Raw genomic sequence first — 19,387 nt, forward strand, 5'->3', positions numbered from 1 at the left:
CATCGCTGTTCGGTTTGCTTCTGCTGAGCCTCAGCTTGCCGGCGCTGTCCGCGGCCACCGTGAGCGTGTCTCCCAGCGCTGAGGTGGCTGAGTTTCATCAGCTGCGTGTCAGCTTTTCCGAGCCTGTGGTGCCCGCTGGCGATCCGCGCCTGCCTGCGCCGGTGAGTCTGAGTTGCGGCGGCAAAGCCCTGAAGCTGGACGAGGGTCGATGGAACAACGCGCGCGAGTGGGTCTGGCGTGCCGGCAGCCCAGGCTCAGTCGTGGGGCCGGAACAAAGCTGCGAGGTGCACGTGCTGGACAGCTTCAAGGCCGTGGGCGGCGCGCTCAGCGGACCGCAGACCGTCAGCTTTCGCACCGGCCCGGTTCGTTTGCAGCAGGTGCAACCCTGGCCGGGCAGCGAGATCGAGGAAGACCAGCATTTCCTGCTCCGTTTCAACGGCGCCATCAGCGAAACCCAGCTGCGCCAGCGCGCCTGGTGCGAGGTGGAGGGCCTGGGCGAGCGCATCCCGGTGCAGGCGGTGCAGGGTGAGGCGCTGGCTGCCGTGCTCAAGTCGCGCGGTCGCAGCCAGGCGGCGGCACGGCTGCCTGGCAGCCATTGGCTGCTGCACTGCCAGCGGCCGCTGCCGCAGGCCACCAAGATGCGTCTGCTCTGGTCCAACAGCGACGCGGGGCCCCAGGCGGCCGCCAAGCGGCGCGCGGACGAAACCCATGCCTACCAGGTGCGGCGCCCCTTCACAGCGGAGTTCTCCTGCGAGCGCGAACGTGCCAATGTGCCCTGCATGCCGGTGCGGCCGATGCGGGTGCTCTTCAGTGCGCCGGTGTCGCGTGAACAGGCTCTGCAGCTGACGCTGAAATCGGCCTCGGGCCAGCTGCTGAAACCGCTCAAGCCCAAGGGTGAGGAGTCGGCCGAGCTGTCGATGCTGGAGTTTCCCTTTCCGCTGGCCGAGAACGCGGCGTTCAGCCTGCAGATGCCGGCCGGACTCAAGGACATGACCGGCCGGCCTCTGGCCAATGCGGCCAGCTTTCCGCTGCAAGTGGCCACGGGCGCATCGCCGCCGCTGGCCAAGTTCGCAGCCGCACCGTTTGGTGTGATCGAGCGCGAGCCCGGGGGCAAAGAGCCGGCCCTGCTGCCCATCACCATGCGCCATGTGCAAAGCGATTGGGGCGGCGGCGGCGCTGCGCAGGCGCCCGGCGAGATTCGCGTCAAGCGATTGAGCAGCCCCGCCGAGGTGCTGGCCTGGTATGCGCGGGTCAGCCGTTATCACGAGAGCCAGCTCAGCGCGCGTGAGGCCGGCCTGCCCGAGGGGCAGTGGTACGAGACCTTGCAAGAGACCGATGGCCGCGGCCAGCCCGTGGCGCGCAAACAGATGCGCCACATCGCCAGCCGCGAGCTGGCCTTGCTGGACAAAGACCCGCAGGCGCAAACGCTCAAGCTGCCGCCGCCTCCGACCCCGCCGCAAGGCGCCGAGCCGCGGCCTTTTGAAGTCATCGGCCTGCCTCTGAATGAGCCGGGCTACCACGTGGTGGAACTGCGTTCGCCGCGCCTGGGCCAGGCCTTGCTGGACAAGACCGCGCCCATGTTTGTGCGCACCGGCGTGCTGGTCACCAACCTGGGCGTGCATTTCAAATGGTCGCGCGAGAACAGCCTGGTCTGGGTGACCCGCCTGGATCGCGGCCAGCCTGTCGAGGGGGCCGAGGTGGTGGTGCACGATTGTGCCGGCAAGCCACTCTGGAGCGGCCGCACCGATGCCCAGGGCCGCGCGCTGGTGCAGCAGGCGCTGCAGCCCCCGGGCTGGGACGACAAGCGTTGCGTGGCCGAGCGGGGCTTCTTCGTGACGGCTCAGAAAGCCGATGCGGCCGGTGCTGCCCCCGACATGGCCTTTGTCTTCAGCAACTGGAACCGCGGCATCGAGCCCTGGCGATTCAATCTGCCGACGATCTATGGCGCCGGCAGCCCCGAGGTGCGCGTTCACACGGTGCTGGACCGCAGCCTGCTGCGCGCCGGCGAGACCGTGTCCATGAAGCATTTCTTCCGCCTAGAGACCCGCCAGGGTCTGAAGCTGGCGGGGCCCGAGCAACTGCCCACCAAGCTCAAGCTGACCCATCTGGGCAGCGGCAGCGAAGTCGAGCTGCCGATCAGCTGGCCCAGCCCGCGCAGCGCCAGCTCGCAATGGGTGATACCCGCCGGCGCCAAGCTGGGCAGCTACAGCATCGAGCTGCTGCGCGAAAGTCGCGGCGCCGGCGACGGCGAAGCCCGCAGCTGGATGGCCGGCAGCTTCCATGTCGAAGAGTTCCGCGTGCCCCTGATCAGCGCCACCTTGAGCGCGCCCAAGGCGGTGCAGGTGGCGCCCAAGGAGCTGCGCCTGGGGGCACAGCTCAACTACCAGGCCGGCGGCCCCATGGCCCAGGCGCCGCTCAGGTTCAGCGCCTTGCTGCGCCCGCGCAGCCTGCACTTTGCCGGCTACGAGGAGTTCAGCTTCGAGCCGCCGCGCGGCCTCGGTGAGGCCGAGCGTTTCCAGGACGAAGGCGAGGGCGAGGAGGGCGCCAGCCCGGCGCGCGACACCCGCCTGGTGCTAGACAAGCAGCCCGCCGTCACCGACCGCCAGGGCGCAGCCGAGGCCGTCATCAAGAACCTGCCCGCCCTGAGCCGGCCCAGCGAACTGCTGGCCGAGCTCAGCTACAGCGACCCGAACGGCGAGGTGCGCAGCGTCAACCAGACCGTGGCGCTCTGGCCCTCCAAGCTGGTGCTGGGTCTGCGCACGCGCAGCTGGTCCAACAACCGCGGCAGCCTGGCCTTCAGCGCCCTGGCCCTGGACACGGCCGGCAAGCCGGTGGCCGGCCAGCGCCTGGAGGTCAAGGCGCAGCTGCGCCAGACCCTCAGCAGCCGCAAGCGCATGGTGGGCGGCTTCTATGCCTACGACAACCGCACCGAGCTCAAGGACCTGGGCACGGTCTGCAGCGGCAGCAGCGATGCCCAGGGCCTGCTGGCCTGCGAGGCCAAGCTCGAGGTCTCGGGCGAGGTGGAGCTGGTGCTCAGCGCCAAGGACAGCGAAGGCCGGCCCAGCCAGGCGGCAGCCAGCGCCTGGATGAGCCAGGAGGGTGAGCTCTGGTTTGCGCAGGACAACGACGACCGCATCGATGTGCTCGCCGAGAAAAAGCGTTATGTGCCGGGCGAGACCGCCCGTTTCCAGGTGCGCATGCCCTTCCGTGAAGCCACGGCCCTGGTGGCGATCGAGCGCGAGGGCGTGATCGACACCCGCGTCGTCAAGCTGACTGGCCGCGACCCCAGTTTTGAGCTCAAGATCGAGCGCGCCTGGGCGCCCAATGTCTACGTCAGCGTGCTGGCCCTGCGTGGGCGCATCCAGCATGTGCCCTGGTACTCTTTCTTCAGCTGGGGCTGGCGTGCGCCGCGCGACTGGTGGGCCGCCTGGCGCGAAAGCCGCAACATGCCCGCGCCCACGGCCATGGTGGACCTGGCCAAACCCTCCTACAAGCTCGGCGTGGCCGCCGTGCAGGTGGGCCTGGCCGAGCACCAGCTGCAAGTCAAGGTCAGCCCGGAGCGCAGCCAGTACGGTGTGCGCGAGACCGTACGCACCCGTGTGCAGGTGACGCAAGATGGCCGCCCGGTGCCCGGGGCCGAGCTGGCATTTGCCGCCGTGGACGAAGGCTTGCTGGCCCTGCGCGGCAACAGCAGCTGGGAGCTGCTGCCGGCCATGATCCAGCAGCGCAGCTGGGGCGTGGACACGGCCACGGCGCAGAGCGAAATCATCGGCCGGCGCCACTACGGCCGCAAGGCGGTGGCGGCCGGCGGCGGCGGGGGCCGCGCGCCCACCCGTGAGCTTTTCGACACGCTTTTGCTCTGGCGCAGCACGGTCAAGCTCGATGCGCGCGGCGAAGCGCTGATCGAGGTGCCGCTCAACGACTCGCTGACCAGCTTCCGCCTGGTCGCCGTGGCCGATGCCGGCAGCCACCAGTTCGGCACGGGCCAGGCCACGGTGAGGGTGACGCAGGACCTGCAAGTGCTGTCCGGCTTGCCGCCGCTGGTGCGCGAGGGCGATGAATTCCAGGCCAATCTGACCCTGCGCAACAGCAGTGCGCGGGTCATGAATCTGCGCGCTGAGCTGCAGGTGCAGCCGCAGGTGGCGGCCGGTGCGGCCGCGCTGCCCGTGACGACGCTGCCCGCCCAGACCTTGAAGCTGGCCGCCGGTGAGGCCCGAGAGCTGAGCTGGAGTTTCAAGGTGCCCGAAGGCAGCTCCGGGCTGCAGTGGCAGGCCACGGCCAGCGAGCAGGGCAGCGCCAGTGGCGGCCAGGCCCCGGCGCGTGATCAGCTGCGGGTGAGCCAACGGGTCTTGCCTGCCGTGCCAGTGCAGGTCTGGCAAGCCAGCCTGAGCCAGCTCGATGGCCGCCTCAGCCTGCCCGTGGCGCCGCCGGCCGGTGCCTGGCCGGAAACAGGCGCCAAGCGCGGTGGCGTCAACCTGGTGCTGCAGCGCCGCCTGGGCGGCGATCTGCCGGGGCCGCGGCGCTTCTTCGAGACCTATCCCTACAGCTGCCTGGAGCAGCAAACCTCCAAGGCCCTGGGCCTGCACGATGCGGCGTTGTGGCAGTCGGTGCTGGCGGCCATGCCGTCCTATCTGGACAGCGACGGCCTGGCGCATTACTTCCCGCCGCGGCCGGATGAAGCCTCGCGTGGCAGCGAGCGCCTGACGGCCTATTTGCTGGCCGCTTCGCATGAGGCCGGGCGCGACATCCCGCCGGCCCTGCGCGAGAAGTTGCTGCAAGGCCTGACGGCCTATATCGACGGACGCATCAGCCGCAGCAGCTGGTCACCGCGCGGCGCCGAGATCGATGCCGATGTGCGCCGCCTGGCGGTGCTGGAGGCCTTGTCGCGCTACGGTCGGGCCACGCCGGCGGGGCTCAGCACCGTCAATGCCAAGGCTTTGGCGTCCTGGCCGACAGCCGCCGTGATCGACTGGCTCAATATCCACAAGCGCATGGCGCAGGCGCCGCAGCGTGCCCAGCGCCTGGCCGAGGCCCAGGCCTTGCTGCGCAGCCGCGTTTTGTATCAGGGCACGGTGCTGCGATTCAGCACCGAGGAGAGCGATGCCTGGTGGTGGCTGATGGACAACGCCGATGCCAACGCCTCGCGCCTGATGCTGGCCGTGCTGGACGAAGCCGGCTGGGCCGAGGAGCTGCCGCGCCTGCTGCAAGGCAGCCTGGGCCGTCAGACGCGCGGGGCCTGGAGCAGCACCACGGCCAATCTCTGGGGCGTGCTGGCGCTGGACAAGTTCGCGGCGCGTTTCGAAAGCGTCAAGCCCGGTGGCAAGACCGAGGCGACGCTGAGCCCGGCGCCGCTGCAAGCGCTGGACTGGTCGCGCCAGCCCGAGGGCGGCAGCCTGCTGCTGCCCTGGAACAGCGGCAATCTGAACGTGGAGCACAAGGGCGCGGGCAAGCCCTGGCTGACCGTGCAGTCGCTGGCGGCCGTGCCGCTCAAGCAGGCGGCCAGCGCGGGCTACCGCCTGCAACGCACGGTGCAGGCTGTGGAGCAGAAGGTGGCCGGGCGCTGGAGCCGGGGCGATGTGCTGCGCGTGCGCCTGGAGCTGGAGGCGGGCAGCGATATGGCCTGGGTGGTGCTGGCCGATCCGCTGCCCGGCGGCGCAGCCGTGCTGGGCGCCGAACGGGTGGCCGAGCTCAGCCGCAATGCCAAGCCGGGTGATGAAGCGCGCGTGCCGCCCACGTTTGAGGAGCGCAGCCACGAGGCCTGGCGCGCCTATTTCGAGCGCCTGCCGCGCGGCAAGCATGTGCTGGAGTACACCGTGCGCCTGAACAACGTCGGCCGGTTCCAGATGCCGGGCACCCGGGTCGAGGCCATGTACGCGCCCGAAAACTTCGCCGAGCTGCCCCAGGCCTCGCTGGAGGTGGCGCCTTGAGGGGATGCGTTCGCGGGGCATGGCTGCTGGCCGGCCTGCTGCTCGCCGCGAGCGCGCCGGCCCTGGCGCAGCCCAGCTTTCAGGAGATCAAGGCCGCACATCGGGTGTCGGATCTCACCCTGCTGGACCGGCGCGGCGAGCCGCTGCAGACCCTGCGCCTGGACCCGCAGCGGCGCGTGCTCGACTGGCTGCCATTGAGCCAACTCTCGCCGGCCTTGCTGCAGGCGATCTTGCTGGGCGAGGATCGGCGCTTTTACGAGCACAGCGGTGTGGACTGGAGTGCCGTGGCCAGCAGCGCCTGGGCCAATCTCTGGAACCAGCGCACACGCGGCGCGTCTACCGTGACCATGCAGCTGGCCGGCTTGATCGACGCCGGCCTGGCCCGCCCGGCGGGCGGCCGCAGCGCCGGCCAGAAGCTGGGCCAGGTCTGGCTGGCGAGTCAGCTGGAGCGGCGCTGGAGCAAGGCGCAGATCCTGGAGGCCTACCTCAACAGCGTGCCCTTCCGGGGCGAGCTGGTCGGCATCCACGCGCTGTCCCAGGTGCTGTTCGGCAAACACCCCTCGGGCCTGACGGCGGTCGAGGGCGCCCTGGCCGCCGCCCTGCTGCGCGCGCCCAATGCCGGCGTGGCGGCTTGGAGCCAGCGCGCCTGCGGCCTGCTCAAGCTGCAGGGCCTGGGCTGCGAAGCCGTGGCGGGCCAGGCCGAGGCGGCCTTGCTGCGCCCGGCCGGCATGCCGCTGGGTGAACAGCTGGCGCCCCATTTCGCCCGCCAGGTCTTGCGAGCGGAGGGGCCGGCCCAGCAGCGCAGCAGCCTGGATGCGGGCTTGCAGCGCCAGGCGGCCCGCCTGCTCAAGAACCAGCTGGCCGAGCTGGGCGGGCGCAATGTGGAGGACGGCGCCGTGCTCGTGCTGGACAACGCCAGCGGCCAGGTGCGCGCCTGGGTGGGCAGCAGCGGCGCCTTCTCGGCCGCGGCCCAGGTGGACGGCGTGCTGGCGCGGCGCCAGCCGGGCTCCACGCTCAAGCCCTTCATCTACCAGCTGGCGCTGGAGCGGCGCCTGATCACGGCGGCCAGCCTGCTGGAGGATTCCCCGGCGCAGATCAACACCCCGGCGGGCCTCTACATCCCGCAGAACTACGACCGGCAGTTCAAGGGCTTCGTCTCGGCGCGCAGCGCCCTGGGCAGCAGCCTCAATGTGCCGGCCGTGCGCTTGATGGCAATGCTGGGCAGCGATGCGGTGTTCGAGCGCCTGAACCAGCTCGGCCTGCAGCTCAGCGAGACGGCCGGCTTTTACGGCCTCTCGTTGGCCTTGGGCAGCGCCGATGTGACGCTGCTCAATCTGGCCAATGCCTACCGCAGCCTGGCCAATGGGGGCGTGCTGGGGCCGGTGCAGATGCAGGCCCAGGTTCAGGCTCAAGCGCAGTCACAGTCGCCGGCGGCGCAGACCGGCCGCCGCCGTGTGGCCGAGGCCGGCGCCAGCTTCATCGTGGCCGACATGCTGGCTGACAACAACGCGCGCGCCATCAGCTTCGGTCTCGACAGCCCGCTGGCCCTGGCCAGCTTCGCGGCGGTCAAGACCGGCACCAGCAAGGACATGCGCGACAACTGGTGCCTGGGTTTCAGCGATCGCTACACGGTCGGCGTGTGGGTCGGCAATGCCAGCGGTGCGCCCATGCACGGCGTCAGTGGCATCAGCGGGGCGGCGCCGGTCTGGGCCGGCTTGATGCGCTATTTGCACCAAGGGCGGCCCTCGCGCGCGCCGGCGGCGCCGGCCAGCGTGCTGCCGCTGACGGTTCAGTTCGACGGGGTGCCCGAGCCGGCGCGGCGCGAGTGGTTTGTGCGCGGCACCGAGCAGGTGCGCTGGGGCGCGGGCAGCCAGCTGCATGCTTCAGCTGAGGTGCAGGGCATTCGCAGCCCGGTGGATGGCAGTGTCTTCGCGCTCGACCCCGACATGCCGCCCCAGGCGCAAAAAATCCGTTTCGAAGGCCAGTCCGGTCAGTGGGAGCTGGACGGCAGGATCCTCGGCCGCGGGCGCCAGCTGAACTGGGCGCCCTGGCCCGGCCGCCATCAGCTGCGCCTGCTGGATGCGCGCGGGCGCGAGCTGCAGCGCCTCAGTTTCGAGGTGCGCGGCGCCCAGCTGAAGCCGGGCGCGCCGGGGTCGCCTGTGTCGCCCGCTCGCGCACGGCCTGCGCCTTCGCCGGCAGGCCTTCGCTGACCCAGGCTTCCAGCAAGGTGTAGGTCACGGCCAGCACCACCGGGCCGATGAACAGGCCCACCAGGCCGAAGGCCAGGAGGCCGCCGATCACTCCGGCGAAGATCAGCAGCAGGGGCAGGTCGGCGCCTTTCTTGATCAGCCAGGGGCGCAGGAAGTTGTCCAGCGTGGTCACCAACAGAGTCCAGACCAGCAGCACTGTGGCCCAGACGTTGTCGCCGCTCCAGAATAACCAGGCCACAGCCGGCGCCAGCACCAGGGCCGGGCCGATCTGGGCCAGGCAGGCCATCAGCATCACGGCGCACAGCAGACCGGCGAAGGGCACGCCGCTGATCCACAGGCCCAGGCCACCGAGCGCGGTCTGCACCAGGGCGGTGACCACAATGCCCAGGGCCACGCCGCGGATGGCTTGGCCGGCCAGGGTGATGACGGCGTCGCCTTGCTCGCCGGCCAGGCGGCGGGCGAAGCGGCGCACATGGAGCACAGCGCTCTCGCCCTCGCTGTAGAGGATGGCCGCGATGGCCACGGTGAGAAGGAATTGCAGTCCGATCATGCCCAGATTGCCGGCCTGGGCGGCCGTCCATTTGAGGCTGCTGCCCACATAGGGCTTGATCATGGCCAGCAGCGAGCTCAAGCCCTCCTGCGCCACCTTGTGCCAGAAGGCTGCCAGGTTCTCGCCGATCACCGGCAGGCTGGCCAACCAGGCCGGCGGTTCGGGGATTTGCGCATCCAGCAGCTTGGGCGCCCAGGCCATGACCTGATCGGCATGGGTCACGACGGTGGACAGCGCAATCGACAAGGGCACAAACAGCAGCAGCAGCAGGCCCAGCACCATGACGCTGGTGGCCAGGCCGCGCCGGCCCCAGAGCCGGGCCTGCAAGCTCTCCATCAGCGGCCAGGTGGCCACCACCACCATGGTCGCCCAGACGCTGGCGCCCAGAAAGGGCTGCAAGACCCACAAGGACGCAAAGATCAGCAAGGCCACGGCCAGCACGGCCAGCAAGATGCGAGTGATGTCCTGGCGCGGCGCGTCGGGCGGGGGCGAGGAAGGCTGGGGCGAAGAAGGCTTCATGGTCGACAGGTTCGGCACTTAGGCCGGCAGCAGCGTTGGGCCCGATTCTCGGGCCAGAACGCTGCCGCGCCTTCGACCTCAGCTCAAGCGGCTGCGCAGGCCGCAGGCTCAGGGGTGCTCATTGCGCGCGCGGATCACCAGGTCCACCAGGTCCGAGCCGCCGCTGGCGAAGTTGTTGCTGGCGTTGTGCGCGCTCTGCACGGCGACGGCATAGGGCTGGCCGTCCCAGTAGCCCCAGAAAGCGCCGCCGCTTTGGCCGGGCCAGACATCGCCACGATGGCTCATGCTTTCATGTGAATCCGGGCTCCAGAAATCACCGTCCAGGGCGATGCCGTCCTGCCAGATCGGGCGCTGGCCGCCCGTCAGGTCGCCGGGATAGCCGACATGGGTCCAGTAAGCGCCGCCGTCCCAGCTGTCGCTGTAGGACTTGGTGCCCAGCCAGCCGGTGGCATTGCCGACATTGCGATCCAGCACCACCACGACATAGTCGAACTTCGCCTCGTTGCTGTCGATGGTGGGCGGCGTCACCTTGACCTTGAAGTAGGTGCGCACGCCGTAGGCCGTGCCGTAGGGGGCGCTGCCGTTGTAGTACATGGGCGTGAATTTGAGCCAGCCCGTGGTGTTGTTGGGCCGCCAGTCAATCACATGCGAACAGGTCAACAGGTGGCGTGGGCCCACCATCACGCCGCTGCCATTGCCCAGCGGGCTCTCCACCCGTCCGTTGCAGCGCCAGGGGTAGGCGTTGCTGTAGAACACGCGCCGGCCGTCCGCCCCAAAGATGGTCTTCGCCCCGGCTTGCGGCTCGGGCAGGTAGTCCAGACGTTCGATGAACTTGGGCCGACGCAGGCTGGCCGGCTCCAGGCGGGCCGTGAACTCGACATCGACATGCTCGGGAATGAAGGCTTCGGTGCCGGCTTCAATGCCCTTGTCGCTGAGCGCGGCGCTCTTGCTCAGGGACTTGATCTCCACGGCTTCGGTGCCGCGCGGATAGCTGCGCCCATCGACTTCGATCATGGCTGGGGCCTGGCTCAGCAATTTTTCGCTGAGGCCGGCCGGCAGGCGGGCGCTGGCTTTGCGTGACTTGAGCTTGAGCACCGCTTCTTGCAGGCTCGGGGCGGGAAACTCGCGGCTCAGTTCCAGATGTTCTTCCATGGTGCAACTCCCAAGAATTGGCCCGCGCAGGGCAGGGCCAGAGGCAGGCCGGCTCGAGGTGAGCGAGGCCGACCGGGTTGAGTGAAATGACATGGCGAGGGCGTTGAAATCAACGCAGCTCTACGCGGGCGCGCATCTCGCATCCAAAGCGAAGAATCGCTGCGTGGGGCCCGTGGTGCAGCCAGCATCGGGCTGGGCATCGCAGCGAAGGCCGGGCCGTGGCTGCCCTGGCTGAAGGCAGATCGCGGTGCTGGCCGGGCGGCTGTTGTGCGGGCTTGGCAGCTCCAACTGCCGCGGCCCGTACCGCTCCGATGCACATGCTAGGCCGACCGCTTGGGCTCACAACCCCTAGCTTCTGGCTTGCCAGGCACGGACGGCGGGCCGTGCTCGACTTCGGTGAAAATTCCCTGCATGTCCAAGAAAACAGCCCATGTCAGCGAGACCCCGGCCACGCAGTTCCTGCGTCAGCGCCAGATCGCCTTCAGCGAACATGTCTACGACTATGTCGAGCATGGCGGTACCGCTGAAAGTTCGCGTCAGCTCGGTGTGCCCGAGCACCAGGTCGTCAAGACCCTGGTGATGCAGGACGAACGCGCCCAGCCCTTGATCGTGCTGATGCATGGCGACCAGAAGGTCAGCCTGAAAGAGCTGGCACGCCAGATCCCCTGCAAAAAGGTCGAGCCCTGCAAGCCCGAGGTGGCGCAGCGTCACAGCGGCTATCTGGTCGGCGGCACCTCGCCTTTTGGCACGCGCAAGACCATGCCGGTGTACGTCGAGGCCAGCATCCTTGCGCTGGAGCGCATCTGCATCAATGGCGGGCGGCGTGGCTACCTGGTGGGTTTGGACCCGCGGGTTCTGCCGGAGCTGCTGCAGGCGCGGGCGGTGCAGTGCGCCAGTGCAGAATAGCGTCCCATGCAAGACACTCTTTTCCCTCTCCTGGCCGCGCTTGTCGGCTACCTCGTCGGGTCTCTGTCCTTTGCCGTCATCGTCAGCCGGGCCATGGGCTTGTCCGATCCGCGCAGCTACGGCTCGGGCAACCCCGGTGCCACCAATGTGCTGCGCTCGGGCAACAAGGCCGCGGCGATTTTGACCCTGGTGTTTGACGCGCTGAAAGGCTATGTGCCGGTGCTGTTGGTGTTGCAGTTCGGCGCCCGTTTCAGTCTCGGCGAGGGCACGGCGGCTCTGGTCGGCCTCGCTGCATTCCTGGGCCATCTGTGGCCGGTGTTCTTCCGCTTCGAAGGCGGCAAGGGCGTGGCCACAGCGGCCGGCGTGATCCTGGCGCTGAACCCGGTCTTGGGCGCCGCCACCTTGTTGACCTGGCTGGCGATCGCCTATTTCACCCGCTACTCGTCCCTGGCCGCCATCGTCTCCGCCGCGTTCGCGCCCATCTACGAGATGTTCGGCTGGGGCACCGGCCCCAATGTCGGCGTGCTGGTGCTGATGGGCCTGCTGCTGGTCTGGCGCCACAGCGCCAATATCAAGAAGCTGATGAATGGCACCGAAAGCCGTCTGGGCCAGAAAGCGGCCGTGGCACCGCCCGCCGGCAGCAGCAAGAAACACCCGCATGGTCCCGAGGCAGCCCATGCCCACGGCCATTCGCACAAGCATCCCAAAAAGAAGGAAAGGCAAGCAACCAAATGACGACGATCCAACGATTTGATGTCGGCGCCCGCATGTCCGAGATGGCCGTGCACAACGGCGTGGTCTACCTGGCCGGCCAGGTGCCCGAAGACGCCAGCCAGGACATCACCGGCCAGACGGCCCAGGTGCTGGCCATGATCGACGCTCTGTTGGCTCGTGCCGGCAGCGACAAGAGCAAGATCCTGCGTGCGCAGATCTACATCGCCGACCTGGCCGATTTCCCCGGCATGAACGCCGCCTGGGACGCGTGGGTGGTACCCGGCCACACGCCGCCGCGCGCCACGGTCGAGGCCAAGCTGGCCCGGCCGGAGTGGAAGGTCGAGATTGTTGTGACTGCTGCGGTTTGAGCGGCCATTCTCAAGACAACAAGAAGGCGGGGTCGAAATGAGTCGACGCCGCCTTTTTTCTTTTGGGGCTGTGGCCTGGCGCGAGCTCTGGCCGCTGCTGGCGATCGTCGCCGTGGTGTGGGGGCTGAGCACTTGGGCCCGCCAAGGCCTGCATGAGGGCCAGGCGCAAAGCCTCCGGGAGAGGGCAAAGCCGGGCGATATCGTGATGCTGTCCAGCCGCAGCTGTGCCTACTGCAGCCAGGCACGCGAGTGGTTTGAAGCGGAGCGCATTCCCTACGCCGAGTGCTTCATCGAGAGCAATGCGCAGTGCGCGCAGCGTTTCCGGGAGACCCTGGCACAAGGCACGCCCACCTTCCTGGTCCGAGGTCAGGTCATCGTGGGTCTGGATCGGGCGCGGATGGTGGCGCTGCTGGAGCAGGCGGGGGCTGTGCAGCGCTAGCTTTGTCGCTGGCACCGGTGTGTGCGAACTCAGGCGGCCCGCAAGCATGCGGGCCGTCCTGAACGAGGCAGGCAAAGCCGCGCAGGCGGCCATACAAGACCTTCAGCCGTCCCGCAAGCATGCGGGCCGTCCTGAGTTAGCCACAAGGTCCTGCGCAGGCAGGACCTTGTGCGCGAACTCAGTCCTCGCTGCTGAAGACGAGTTTGACTTCGTGGCTTTGCTTTTCGCCGTTGCCTTCGAAGCGCCACTCCATCAGGGCTTCGGTCACGGCGCGGTCAAAGATGCGCGGCGGTTCGGATTCCAGGATCTGCACATCGATGACCTTGCCGTCGGGGCCGATGTTCATCTTGGCCTTGACCGAGCCGGTCTTGATGTTCTTCTTGGTTGCAGCCGCGGGGAACTCAGGCGGCACCTTCTTCAGGACCTTGGGGGAGGCCGTGGCGCTGGTCGCGATCAGGAGGGCGCCGAGCAGGCCAGCCGATGCGCGCAGCATCTGGGTGAGCAGCGTGGGTCGATTCGAAGGGGTCATGTCTTTCCTCTGCTGTGGTCTTGAAATGAGTGGCAAAACTGGGTGTCGCTCTGCACTCAGTGATGGGTGCGGAAGAAGCCGACCGCTTCCAGCAAGCGCGAGGAACTGCTGGTCAGCGCTTCGGTCGAGTGGCTCAGCTCACTCACCAGGCTGGCGTTCTGCTGGGTGCTGCGATCGAGTTCGTTCATGGCGTTGTTGACGATGCCGACGCCCGCAGCCTGTTCCTGGGCCGAGTGCGAAATTTCCTCGATCAGCTGGCCCATGTCGTTGACTTCGTTGACCACGCTGCTGATGGTTACGCCGGCGTTGTTCACCAGATCGGTGCCGGTTTCCACCTTGACCGTGGATTCTTGGATCAGCACCTTGATTTCCTTGGCGGCGGAGGCGGCGCGCGAAGCCAGGGCGCGCACTTCCGAGGCCACCACGGCGAAACCGCGGCCATGCTCGCCGGCGCGCGCCGCTTCCACGGCAGCGTTCAGGGCCAGGATGTTGGTCTGGAAGGCGATGCCGTCGATCACGCCGATGATGTCGCCGATCTTGCGCGAGCTGGCGCTGATCTCTTCCATCGTCGCCACCACCTGGGCCACGGCCTTGCCGCCGGCGCTGGCTGAATTGCGGGCCTTGCTGGCAATGCCGGCCGCCTTGCGGGTCAGTTCGCTGGCGCCGCTGAGGTTGGCGGCGATCTGCTCCACCGATGCGGCGGTGGTCTGCAGGCTGGAGGCCGAGCGCGCCGTGCGATCGGACAGATCGTTGTTGCCGCTGGCAATCTGGCTGGAGCTCTGGGCCACATCGGCGGCGGCCGCGCTGACGCTGCTGACCACGCCAGACAGCGCCTCCTGCATGCCTTGCATCACTTCCAGCATCTGCCCCAGTTCATCACTGCCGGCGGCGCCCACGCTGTGCGTGAGGTCGCCATTGCGGATGGCGTCGGCCGCGGCCTGGGCCTGTTTGACCGGGTTGATGATGGAGCGCGAGATCGCCAGGCCGCCAGCGCCTCCGATCACCACGGCGGCGATCACCAGCACCACGGTCACCAGCACCGAATTGCGGGCCAGCTCGCCACCGGCCACGGCCAGATCATGGGCGTTCTCGAACTGCATATCCACCAGGCCCTTCAGGCCGTCCTGATAGGCTTGTTGGGCCGGGCGCACATCGGTGATCAGACTCTCGCGCGCCTCATCAGGGCTGCCGTCCTGCTGCACCTTGCGGAACTTGTTGACCGAGGCAAAGAACTTGGCCTGGGCTTCCTTGACCTTCTCGACCTGAGCGGTTTCTTCACTGCCGTCCAGACTGCTTTGCAGGCTGGAGAGCTGTTTCTCGCTCTCCTGCACGGCGCCGTCGATCGCAGCTTTCTGCTTTTTGATCTGGCGGGCTTCGTCCAGCAGCAGCAGATCGCGTGCGGCGCGGGCGATCACATTGACATTGCCTTCCAGCGAGTTCGCTGCGGCGATCTTGACCAGGCTCTGATTGGCCGTGGTGTCCAGATCCTTGGCCAGGCGGTTGGCGCTGTAAGCGCCATAGCTGCCGATGATGATCAGCAAGACGATCAAGACGGCATAGCTCAAACCCAAGCGCTGGCTGATACGCAGTTTTGAGAGAAGACTCATGGCGGGCGCTTTCTTCCTAATGACAACAAACATCCACGGCTGACGCTGCCACCCTGTTATTTCTTGTGTGTGCAGCCTACCCGTGGATCTTCGGCAGGCTGCTGGAAGACTTAAGGATCATCGCAAAGCCCATCCGGCGGTCACGTTAAAAAAGCCCCAGACTTGCCGCATTTCCGCGCCCCTGGCGCAGCAATTCCGGGTTTTCGTGACTCATGTCGATGATGGTCGTGGGCTCTCGCGCGCAGGCGCCGGCGTCCAGGATGACCTGAAGCTGCTTGTCCAGGCGATCGGAGATCTCTTGCGCGTCATTCAGCGGCTCGCTGTCGCCGGGCGCGATCAAGGTGGTCGCCAGCAGGGGCTGGCCGAAGATGGCCAGCAGGTCCTGGGTCACCCGGTGATCGGGCACGCGCAGGCCGATGGTGCGGCGCGAAGGGTGGGAGAGGCGGCGCGGCACTTCCTTGGTCGCCTCCAGGATGAAGGTGAAGGGCCCCGGTGTCGCCATCTTGAGCAGGCGGTACTGGCGGTTGTCCACGCGCGCATAACTGGCCAACTCGCTGAGGTCGCGGCAGAGCAGGGTCAGGTGGTGCTTGTCGTCGACGCCGCGAATGCGCCGCAGCGCTTCGGCCGCCGCCTTGTCGTCCAGATGGCAGACCAGGGCGTAGCTGGAGTCGGTGGGGATGGCGGCGATGCCGCCGCCGTGCAGGATTTGCGCCACCTGCTTGAGGAAGCGGGGCTGCGGGTTGTCCGGGTGAACTTCGAAGAACTGAGCCATGGGCCATTGTGGCGCTGGCTCCAGCGCGCGTGCGCGGGGCGGTGCGAAAAAGACACGCGCGTCCCGCGGCCAGGGTTCACACCCTCACTGCGGCGGATGCACCCGGTCCGCCAGCTCCAGCCAGATCGGCTGCAGGCGGCCGGACAGGGCGTCCAGGCGGCCGAGGTCGATGCGGCTCTCGTCGGGTGAATGGAAATCGGAGCCGCGCGAGGCCAGCAGGCCGAACTCCAGCGCCGTCTCGGTGTACTTGGCGGCCTCAGCGGCCGTGTGGCTGCCGGTCACCACCTCGACGCCGCGGCCGCCATGGGCGATGAACTCGGTGAAGAGGGCGTACTCCTCGGTGGGCGTGAAGCCATAGCGCGCCGGGTGGGCGATCACAGCCATGCCGCCGGCCTCGCGCAGCCAGCGCACGGCGTCGCCCAGGCCGGCCCAGCGGTGTTCGACATAACCGGGCTTGCCCTCGGTGAGGAAGCGGCGGAACACCTCGCTGATGTCGCTGCAATGGCCGGCTTCCACCAGGAAACGGGCGAAATGGGTGCGCGAGATCAGCTCCGGGTTGCCCACATACTGCAGCGCACCTTCGAAGGCGCCGGGGATGCCCACGGCTGCCAGACCGGCCGCCATCTCTCGGGCACGCGGCTCGCGGCCGCCGCGGGTGGCGCGCAAACCCTGGATCAAGGCCTCGTTGTGGTGGTCAAAACCGAGGCCGACGATGTGCACCACGCGGCCTGCGAAGCTGACCGAAATCTCCACCCCGGTCAGGTAGGCCAGGCCCAGGGCCTGGGCGGCTTCCAGCGCGCGCTGCTGGCCGCCCACCTCGTCGTGGTCGGTCAGGGCCCAGAGCTCGACGCCATTGGCCTTGGCCCGCGCCGCCAGTTCCTCGGGCTGCAAGGTGCCGTCGGACACCCGCGAGTGGCAATGCAGATCGGCATTGCTGAGGTGGTGGAGGGCCCACTGGTGGACGGGTTGGCAGTCGAGGTTTGGATTCACCGGGCCATTTTAGGCGCCGGCCTCTTCCGTCATCGCCTCGACGATCATCTGCACCCGCTGCTGACCCTGGTATTCGTCCAGGCTCAGGCGGTAGGCCAAGAGGCCGCGCTCGGGCACCGGCTCGATGTGGCCGAACCAGATCGCATCGCGCAGGGCACCCCCCTGGCGCAGGCGCAGCTTGAGGTGACGCTCGCCGACGATGCGCTGCGAGATCACCTCGACCCGGTCGCAGAACAGCGGCGCTTCGAAAGCCTGGCCCCAGACCTGGGCGTCCAGGGCGCGCACGGTGTCGGCGGTGAACAGCTCCGGGGCCAGGGGGCCATCGGTGCGCAAGGTGCGGGTCAGGGCGGCAGCATCCAGCCATTCGGCCGCCACATCTTGCAAAGCCTGGTCGAAGCGCTCGAAGCCGTCGTCGGCCAGGGTGCAGCCGGCCGCCATGGCGTGGCCGCCGAACTTCTTGAGCAGCTCGGGGTGCCGCTTGCTGACCAGGTCCAGGGCGTCGCGCAGATGAAAGCCTGGGATGGAGCGGCCCGAGCCCTTGAGTTGACCGTCGGCGCCACGGGCGAAGACGAAAGTGGGCCGGTGGATGCGGTCCTTGAGGCGCGAGGCAATGATGCCGACCACGCCCTCGTGGAACTCGGGTTCGAACAGGGCCAGGGCGGCGGGGGGCTCACCCTTGAGGCGCGGGTCTTGCATCAGTTCGTCGAGCTTGAACTCGGCCTGCTCGCGCATATCGGCTTCGATCTCGCGCCGCTCGCGGTTGATGGCGTCGAGCTGACGCGCCAGTTCCAGGGCGCGGGTCGGATCGTCGCTGAGCAGGCATTCGATGCCCAGGGTCATGTCCGAGAGCCGGCCGGCGGCATTGATGCGCGGGCCCAGGGCAAAGCCGAGGTCGAAGGCATTGGCGCGGCTGCAGTCGCGGCCGGCGGCGGTGAACAAGGCAGCGATGCCGGGCTGCACCCGGCCGGCGCGCATGCGCTTGAGCCCTTGCGCGACCAGGCGGCGGTTGTTGGCGTCGAGCTTGACCACATCGGCCACCGTGCCCAGGGCCACCAGGTCCAGCAGGCCGTCGAGCTTGGGCTGTGGCGCGTTGTCGTAGCGGCCGCGCTGGCGCAGCTCGCTGCGCAGGGCCAGCAGCACATAAAAAGCCACGCCCACGCCAGCCAGGTTCTTGCTGGCAAAGCCGCAGCCGGGCTGGCTGGGGTTGACCAGGGCGTCGGCCGCGGGCAGCTCGATCCGGCCTTCGACCATGGCGGGCAGGTGGTGGTCGGTCACCAGCACGCGCAGGCCCAGGGCCTTGGCATGGGCCACGCCGGCCATGCTGGCAATGCCGTTGTCCACGGTCATCAAGAGCTGCGGCCGTTGCGGCAGGGCCAGCTCGACGATGGCCGGCGTCAGGCCGTAGCCATGGATGGCGCGGTCGGGCACCACGTAGCAGAGCTGCTCGGGCGCCGCGCCCAGCAGGGCCAGGCCGCGCAGGGCCACGGTGCAGGCGGTGGCGCCGTCGCAGTCGTAATCGGCGACCAGGCAAATGCGCTGGCGCTGCTCGATGCAGTCGGCCAGCAGGCGCGCGGCCTCCTGGATGCCTTTCAAATCCTCGGGGGGCAGTAAGCGGGCCAGGCCGTCGTCCAGCTCCTCGGCCGAGCTGACGCCGCGCGAGGCGAACAGGCGCGCCAGCAGGGGCGCAACGCCGGCTTGTTCCAGCGCCCAGGCGGTGCGAGGCGGCACCTCGCGCGTCAGCAGGCGGGGCGCGTTCACAGGGCCCCCAGCAGTTCGGTGGTGTTGGCGCGCGGTGGGCTCAGGCGCTGCCACAGGCCTTGCAGGGCGCCGATGTGGCGCAGGCTGTAGCACTGCGCGAAGCGCTCGCCACACAGGGTCAGGCGCAGCGAGGGGTGGGACTTGCGCGCCAGGTCGAGCGCGCGCGCCACCGGGCCGGCGTCCAGGGCCACCCAGGCTTCCGACCAGGCGGCCCAGTCACCCGCCAGCAAAGGCGCGCGCAGGCGCTCGTCCAATTGCAGCTGCGCGGGCAGTTCGCCGCCCTCGGCGCGGCCGCAGCCGCTGATCCAGACCGAATTGACGGCCAGCACGCCGCGCTGCTCGCGTGCCTGGTTGAGCGGGTGTTCGTGCAGCAGCATCTGGATCTCGTTTTGCAGGCGGCGCAGCAGGCGGGCCTCGGGCATCCAGGCCGCCACATTGCGGGCCAGGATGCGGTCCAGGCTGGCGCTGGCCAGGCCTTGCAGGCTGGCGTGGCCGATCAGCCAGGTCTGGCTGTCCACCCAGTGCGCCGCCCAGCCCTCCTGGCTGGGCCAGAGCTCGGCCAGGGCCTCGAAGAGGGCGCGCGAATCGAATTCGCTGAGCTGCAGGTCCTCGGGGTTGTAGGCGGTGATGTGGTCGGCGCCCACGGCCAGATGCAGGGGCGTCAGGCGTGCCCAGGCCAGGCGCTCGTCCAGCCCCAGGCTGCGGGCCAGCCAGGCGGCGGTGGGCAGCTCGCCCGGCGCGGCCTGGCTGCCGCGCAGCTGGGCCAGGGCCAGTTCCTGCGGGGTGTTGAGGCTGTACTCGTCCTCGCCGATGGCCGCGCCGTCAAGGCTCAGGCGGCCCAGCAGTTCGCTCAAATGGGGCAGGTTCAGCTCGCCCAGGCTGTGCTGGCAGGCCTCGCCCAGGGCGCTGGCGTGGGGAATCATCAGATGCATGGGCGTGATTATCG

Annotated in this window: 14 protein-coding genes; 6 read left to right on the forward strand and 8 right to left on the reverse strand. The window is 68.6% G+C overall.

The window, feature by feature from the left end; genetic code table 11:
• The first annotated feature begins 59 nt into the window (after positions 1–59).
• Positions 60–5,927, forward strand: coding sequence for an alpha-2-macroglobulin family protein (locus C1O66_RS02900; RefSeq protein WP_165794436.1), 5,868 nt, complete (start codon positions 60–62; stop codon positions 5,925–5,927).
• On the forward strand, positions 5,924–8,137 hold the full coding sequence (gene pbpC / locus C1O66_RS02905) for a penicillin-binding protein 1C (protein WP_102766477.1): 2,214 nt from the start codon (positions 5,924–5,926) through the stop codon (positions 8,135–8,137). The genes C1O66_RS02900 and pbpC overlap by 4 nt, the downstream gene beginning before the upstream one ends.
• Here pbpC and ydiK read toward each other — a convergent pair.
• Positions 8,034–9,206, reverse strand: a complete 1,173-nt coding sequence (gene ydiK, locus C1O66_RS02910) for an AI-2E family transporter YdiK (protein ID WP_102766478.1) — start codon at positions 9,204–9,206, stop codon at positions 8,034–8,036. The two genes, pbpC and ydiK, sit on opposite strands and share 104 nt — an antisense overlap.
• A gap of 108 nt (positions 9,207–9,314) precedes the next feature.
• On the reverse strand, positions 9,315–10,358 hold the full coding sequence (locus C1O66_RS02915) for a trypsin-like serine peptidase (RefSeq protein WP_102766479.1): 1,044 nt from the start codon (positions 10,356–10,358) through the stop codon (positions 9,315–9,317).
• Between the two features lie 411 nt (positions 10,359–10,769).
• On the opposite strand from C1O66_RS02915, the gene ybaK reads away from it, so the two are divergent.
• The 4 genes from ybaK to C1O66_RS02935 are packed head-to-tail and all read left to right on the forward strand — an operon-like array spanning position 10,770 to position 12,785.
• Complete coding sequence (gene ybaK / locus C1O66_RS02920; RefSeq protein WP_102766480.1) at positions 10,770–11,264, forward strand: Cys-tRNA(Pro) deacylase; 495 nt, start codon at positions 10,770–10,772, stop codon at positions 11,262–11,264.
• Between the two features lie 6 nt (positions 11,265–11,270).
• A complete protein-coding gene (gene plsY / locus C1O66_RS02925) occupies positions 11,271–11,999 on the forward strand; it encodes a glycerol-3-phosphate 1-O-acyltransferase PlsY (protein ID WP_102766481.1) in 729 nt (242 codons plus the stop codon).
• Complete coding sequence (locus tag C1O66_RS02930; RefSeq protein WP_102766482.1) at positions 11,996–12,346, forward strand: RidA family protein; 351 nt, start codon at positions 11,996–11,998, stop codon at positions 12,344–12,346. Before plsY ends, C1O66_RS02930 begins: the two co-directional genes overlap by 4 nt.
• A gap of 37 nt (positions 12,347–12,383) precedes the next feature.
• Positions 12,384–12,785, forward strand: coding sequence for a glutaredoxin family protein (locus C1O66_RS02935; protein ID WP_133155077.1), 402 nt, complete (start codon positions 12,384–12,386; stop codon positions 12,783–12,785).
• A gap of 178 nt (positions 12,786–12,963) precedes the next feature.
• On the opposite strand, the gene C1O66_RS02940 is transcribed toward C1O66_RS02935, so the two are convergent.
• From C1O66_RS02940 to C1O66_RS23825, 6 genes are all read right to left on the reverse strand, one after another.
• On the reverse strand, positions 12,964–13,314 hold the full coding sequence (locus C1O66_RS02940) for an energy transducer TonB (RefSeq protein WP_102766484.1): 351 nt from the start codon (positions 13,312–13,314) through the stop codon (positions 12,964–12,966).
• A 56-nt stretch (positions 13,315–13,370) separates the two neighbouring features.
• Positions 13,371–14,921 carry a methyl-accepting chemotaxis protein gene (locus C1O66_RS02945; protein ID WP_165794437.1) on the reverse strand — a complete coding sequence of 517 codons (1,551 nt, stop codon included), beginning with the start codon at positions 14,919–14,921 and terminating at the stop codon, positions 13,371–13,373.
• Positions 14,922–15,066: 145 nt separating this feature from the next.
• Entirely contained in the window at positions 15,067–15,693 is a 627-nt protein-coding gene (locus C1O66_RS02950) for an L-threonylcarbamoyladenylate synthase (protein WP_102766486.1), read from the reverse strand.
• 84 nt (positions 15,694–15,777) lie between these two features.
• Positions 15,778–16,683 (reverse strand): 3',5'-nucleoside bisphosphate phosphatase, encoded by a 906-nt coding sequence (locus C1O66_RS02955; protein ID WP_102766487.1) that lies wholly within the window; start codon positions 16,681–16,683, stop codon positions 15,778–15,780.
• 9 nt (positions 16,684–16,692) lie between these two features.
• A complete protein-coding gene (gene recJ / locus C1O66_RS02960) occupies positions 16,693–18,441 on the reverse strand; it encodes a single-stranded-DNA-specific exonuclease RecJ (protein ID WP_102766488.1) in 1,749 nt (582 codons plus the stop codon).
• On the reverse strand, positions 18,438–19,373 hold the full coding sequence (locus C1O66_RS23825; protein WP_165794438.1) for a hypothetical protein: 936 nt from the start codon (positions 19,371–19,373) through the stop codon (positions 18,438–18,440). Before C1O66_RS23825 ends, recJ begins: the two co-directional genes overlap by 4 nt.
• Between the last annotated feature and the right edge of the window lie 14 nt (positions 19,374–19,387).

Origin of the sequence: Paucibacter aquatile (assembly GCF_002885975.1) — a bacterium.
In the GTDB taxonomy this organism is placed as follows: Bacteria; Pseudomonadota; Gammaproteobacteria; order Burkholderiales; family Burkholderiaceae_C; genus Paucibacter_A; species Paucibacter_A aquatilis.

What these genes read in the sequence shown, in the direction of transcription:
- C1O66_RS02915 (WP_102766479.1), bottom strand. Translation starts at nt 10,358, where the DNA reads ATGGAAGAACATCTGGAACTGAGCCGCGAGTTTCCCGCCCCGAGCCTG.
- ydiK (WP_102766478.1), bottom strand. Translation starts at nt 9,206, where the DNA reads ATGAAGCCTTCTTCGCCCCAGCCTTCCTCGCCCCCGCCCGACGCGCCG.
- C1O66_RS23825 (WP_165794438.1), bottom strand. Translation starts at nt 19,373, where the DNA reads ATGCATCTGATGATTCCCCACGCCAGCGCCCTGGGCGAGGCCTGCCAG.
- C1O66_RS02940 (WP_102766484.1), bottom strand. Translation starts at nt 13,314, where the DNA reads ATGACCCCTTCGAATCGACCCACGCTGCTCACCCAGATGCTGCGCGCA.
- C1O66_RS02950 (WP_102766486.1), bottom strand. Translation starts at nt 15,693, where the DNA reads ATGGCTCAGTTCTTCGAAGTTCACCCGGACAACCCGCAGCCCCGCTTC.
- C1O66_RS02930 (WP_102766482.1), top strand. Translation starts at nt 11,996, where the DNA reads ATGACGACGATCCAACGATTTGATGTCGGCGCCCGCATGTCCGAGATG.
- ybaK (WP_102766480.1), top strand. Translation starts at nt 10,770, where the DNA reads ATGTCCAAGAAAACAGCCCATGTCAGCGAGACCCCGGCCACGCAGTTC.
- plsY (WP_102766481.1), top strand. Translation starts at nt 11,271, where the DNA reads ATGCAAGACACTCTTTTCCCTCTCCTGGCCGCGCTTGTCGGCTACCTC.
- C1O66_RS02935 (WP_133155077.1), top strand. Translation starts at nt 12,384, where the DNA reads ATGAGTCGACGCCGCCTTTTTTCTTTTGGGGCTGTGGCCTGGCGCGAG.
- C1O66_RS02945 (WP_165794437.1), bottom strand. Translation starts at nt 14,921, where the DNA reads ATGAGTCTTCTCTCAAAACTGCGTATCAGCCAGCGCTTGGGTTTGAGC.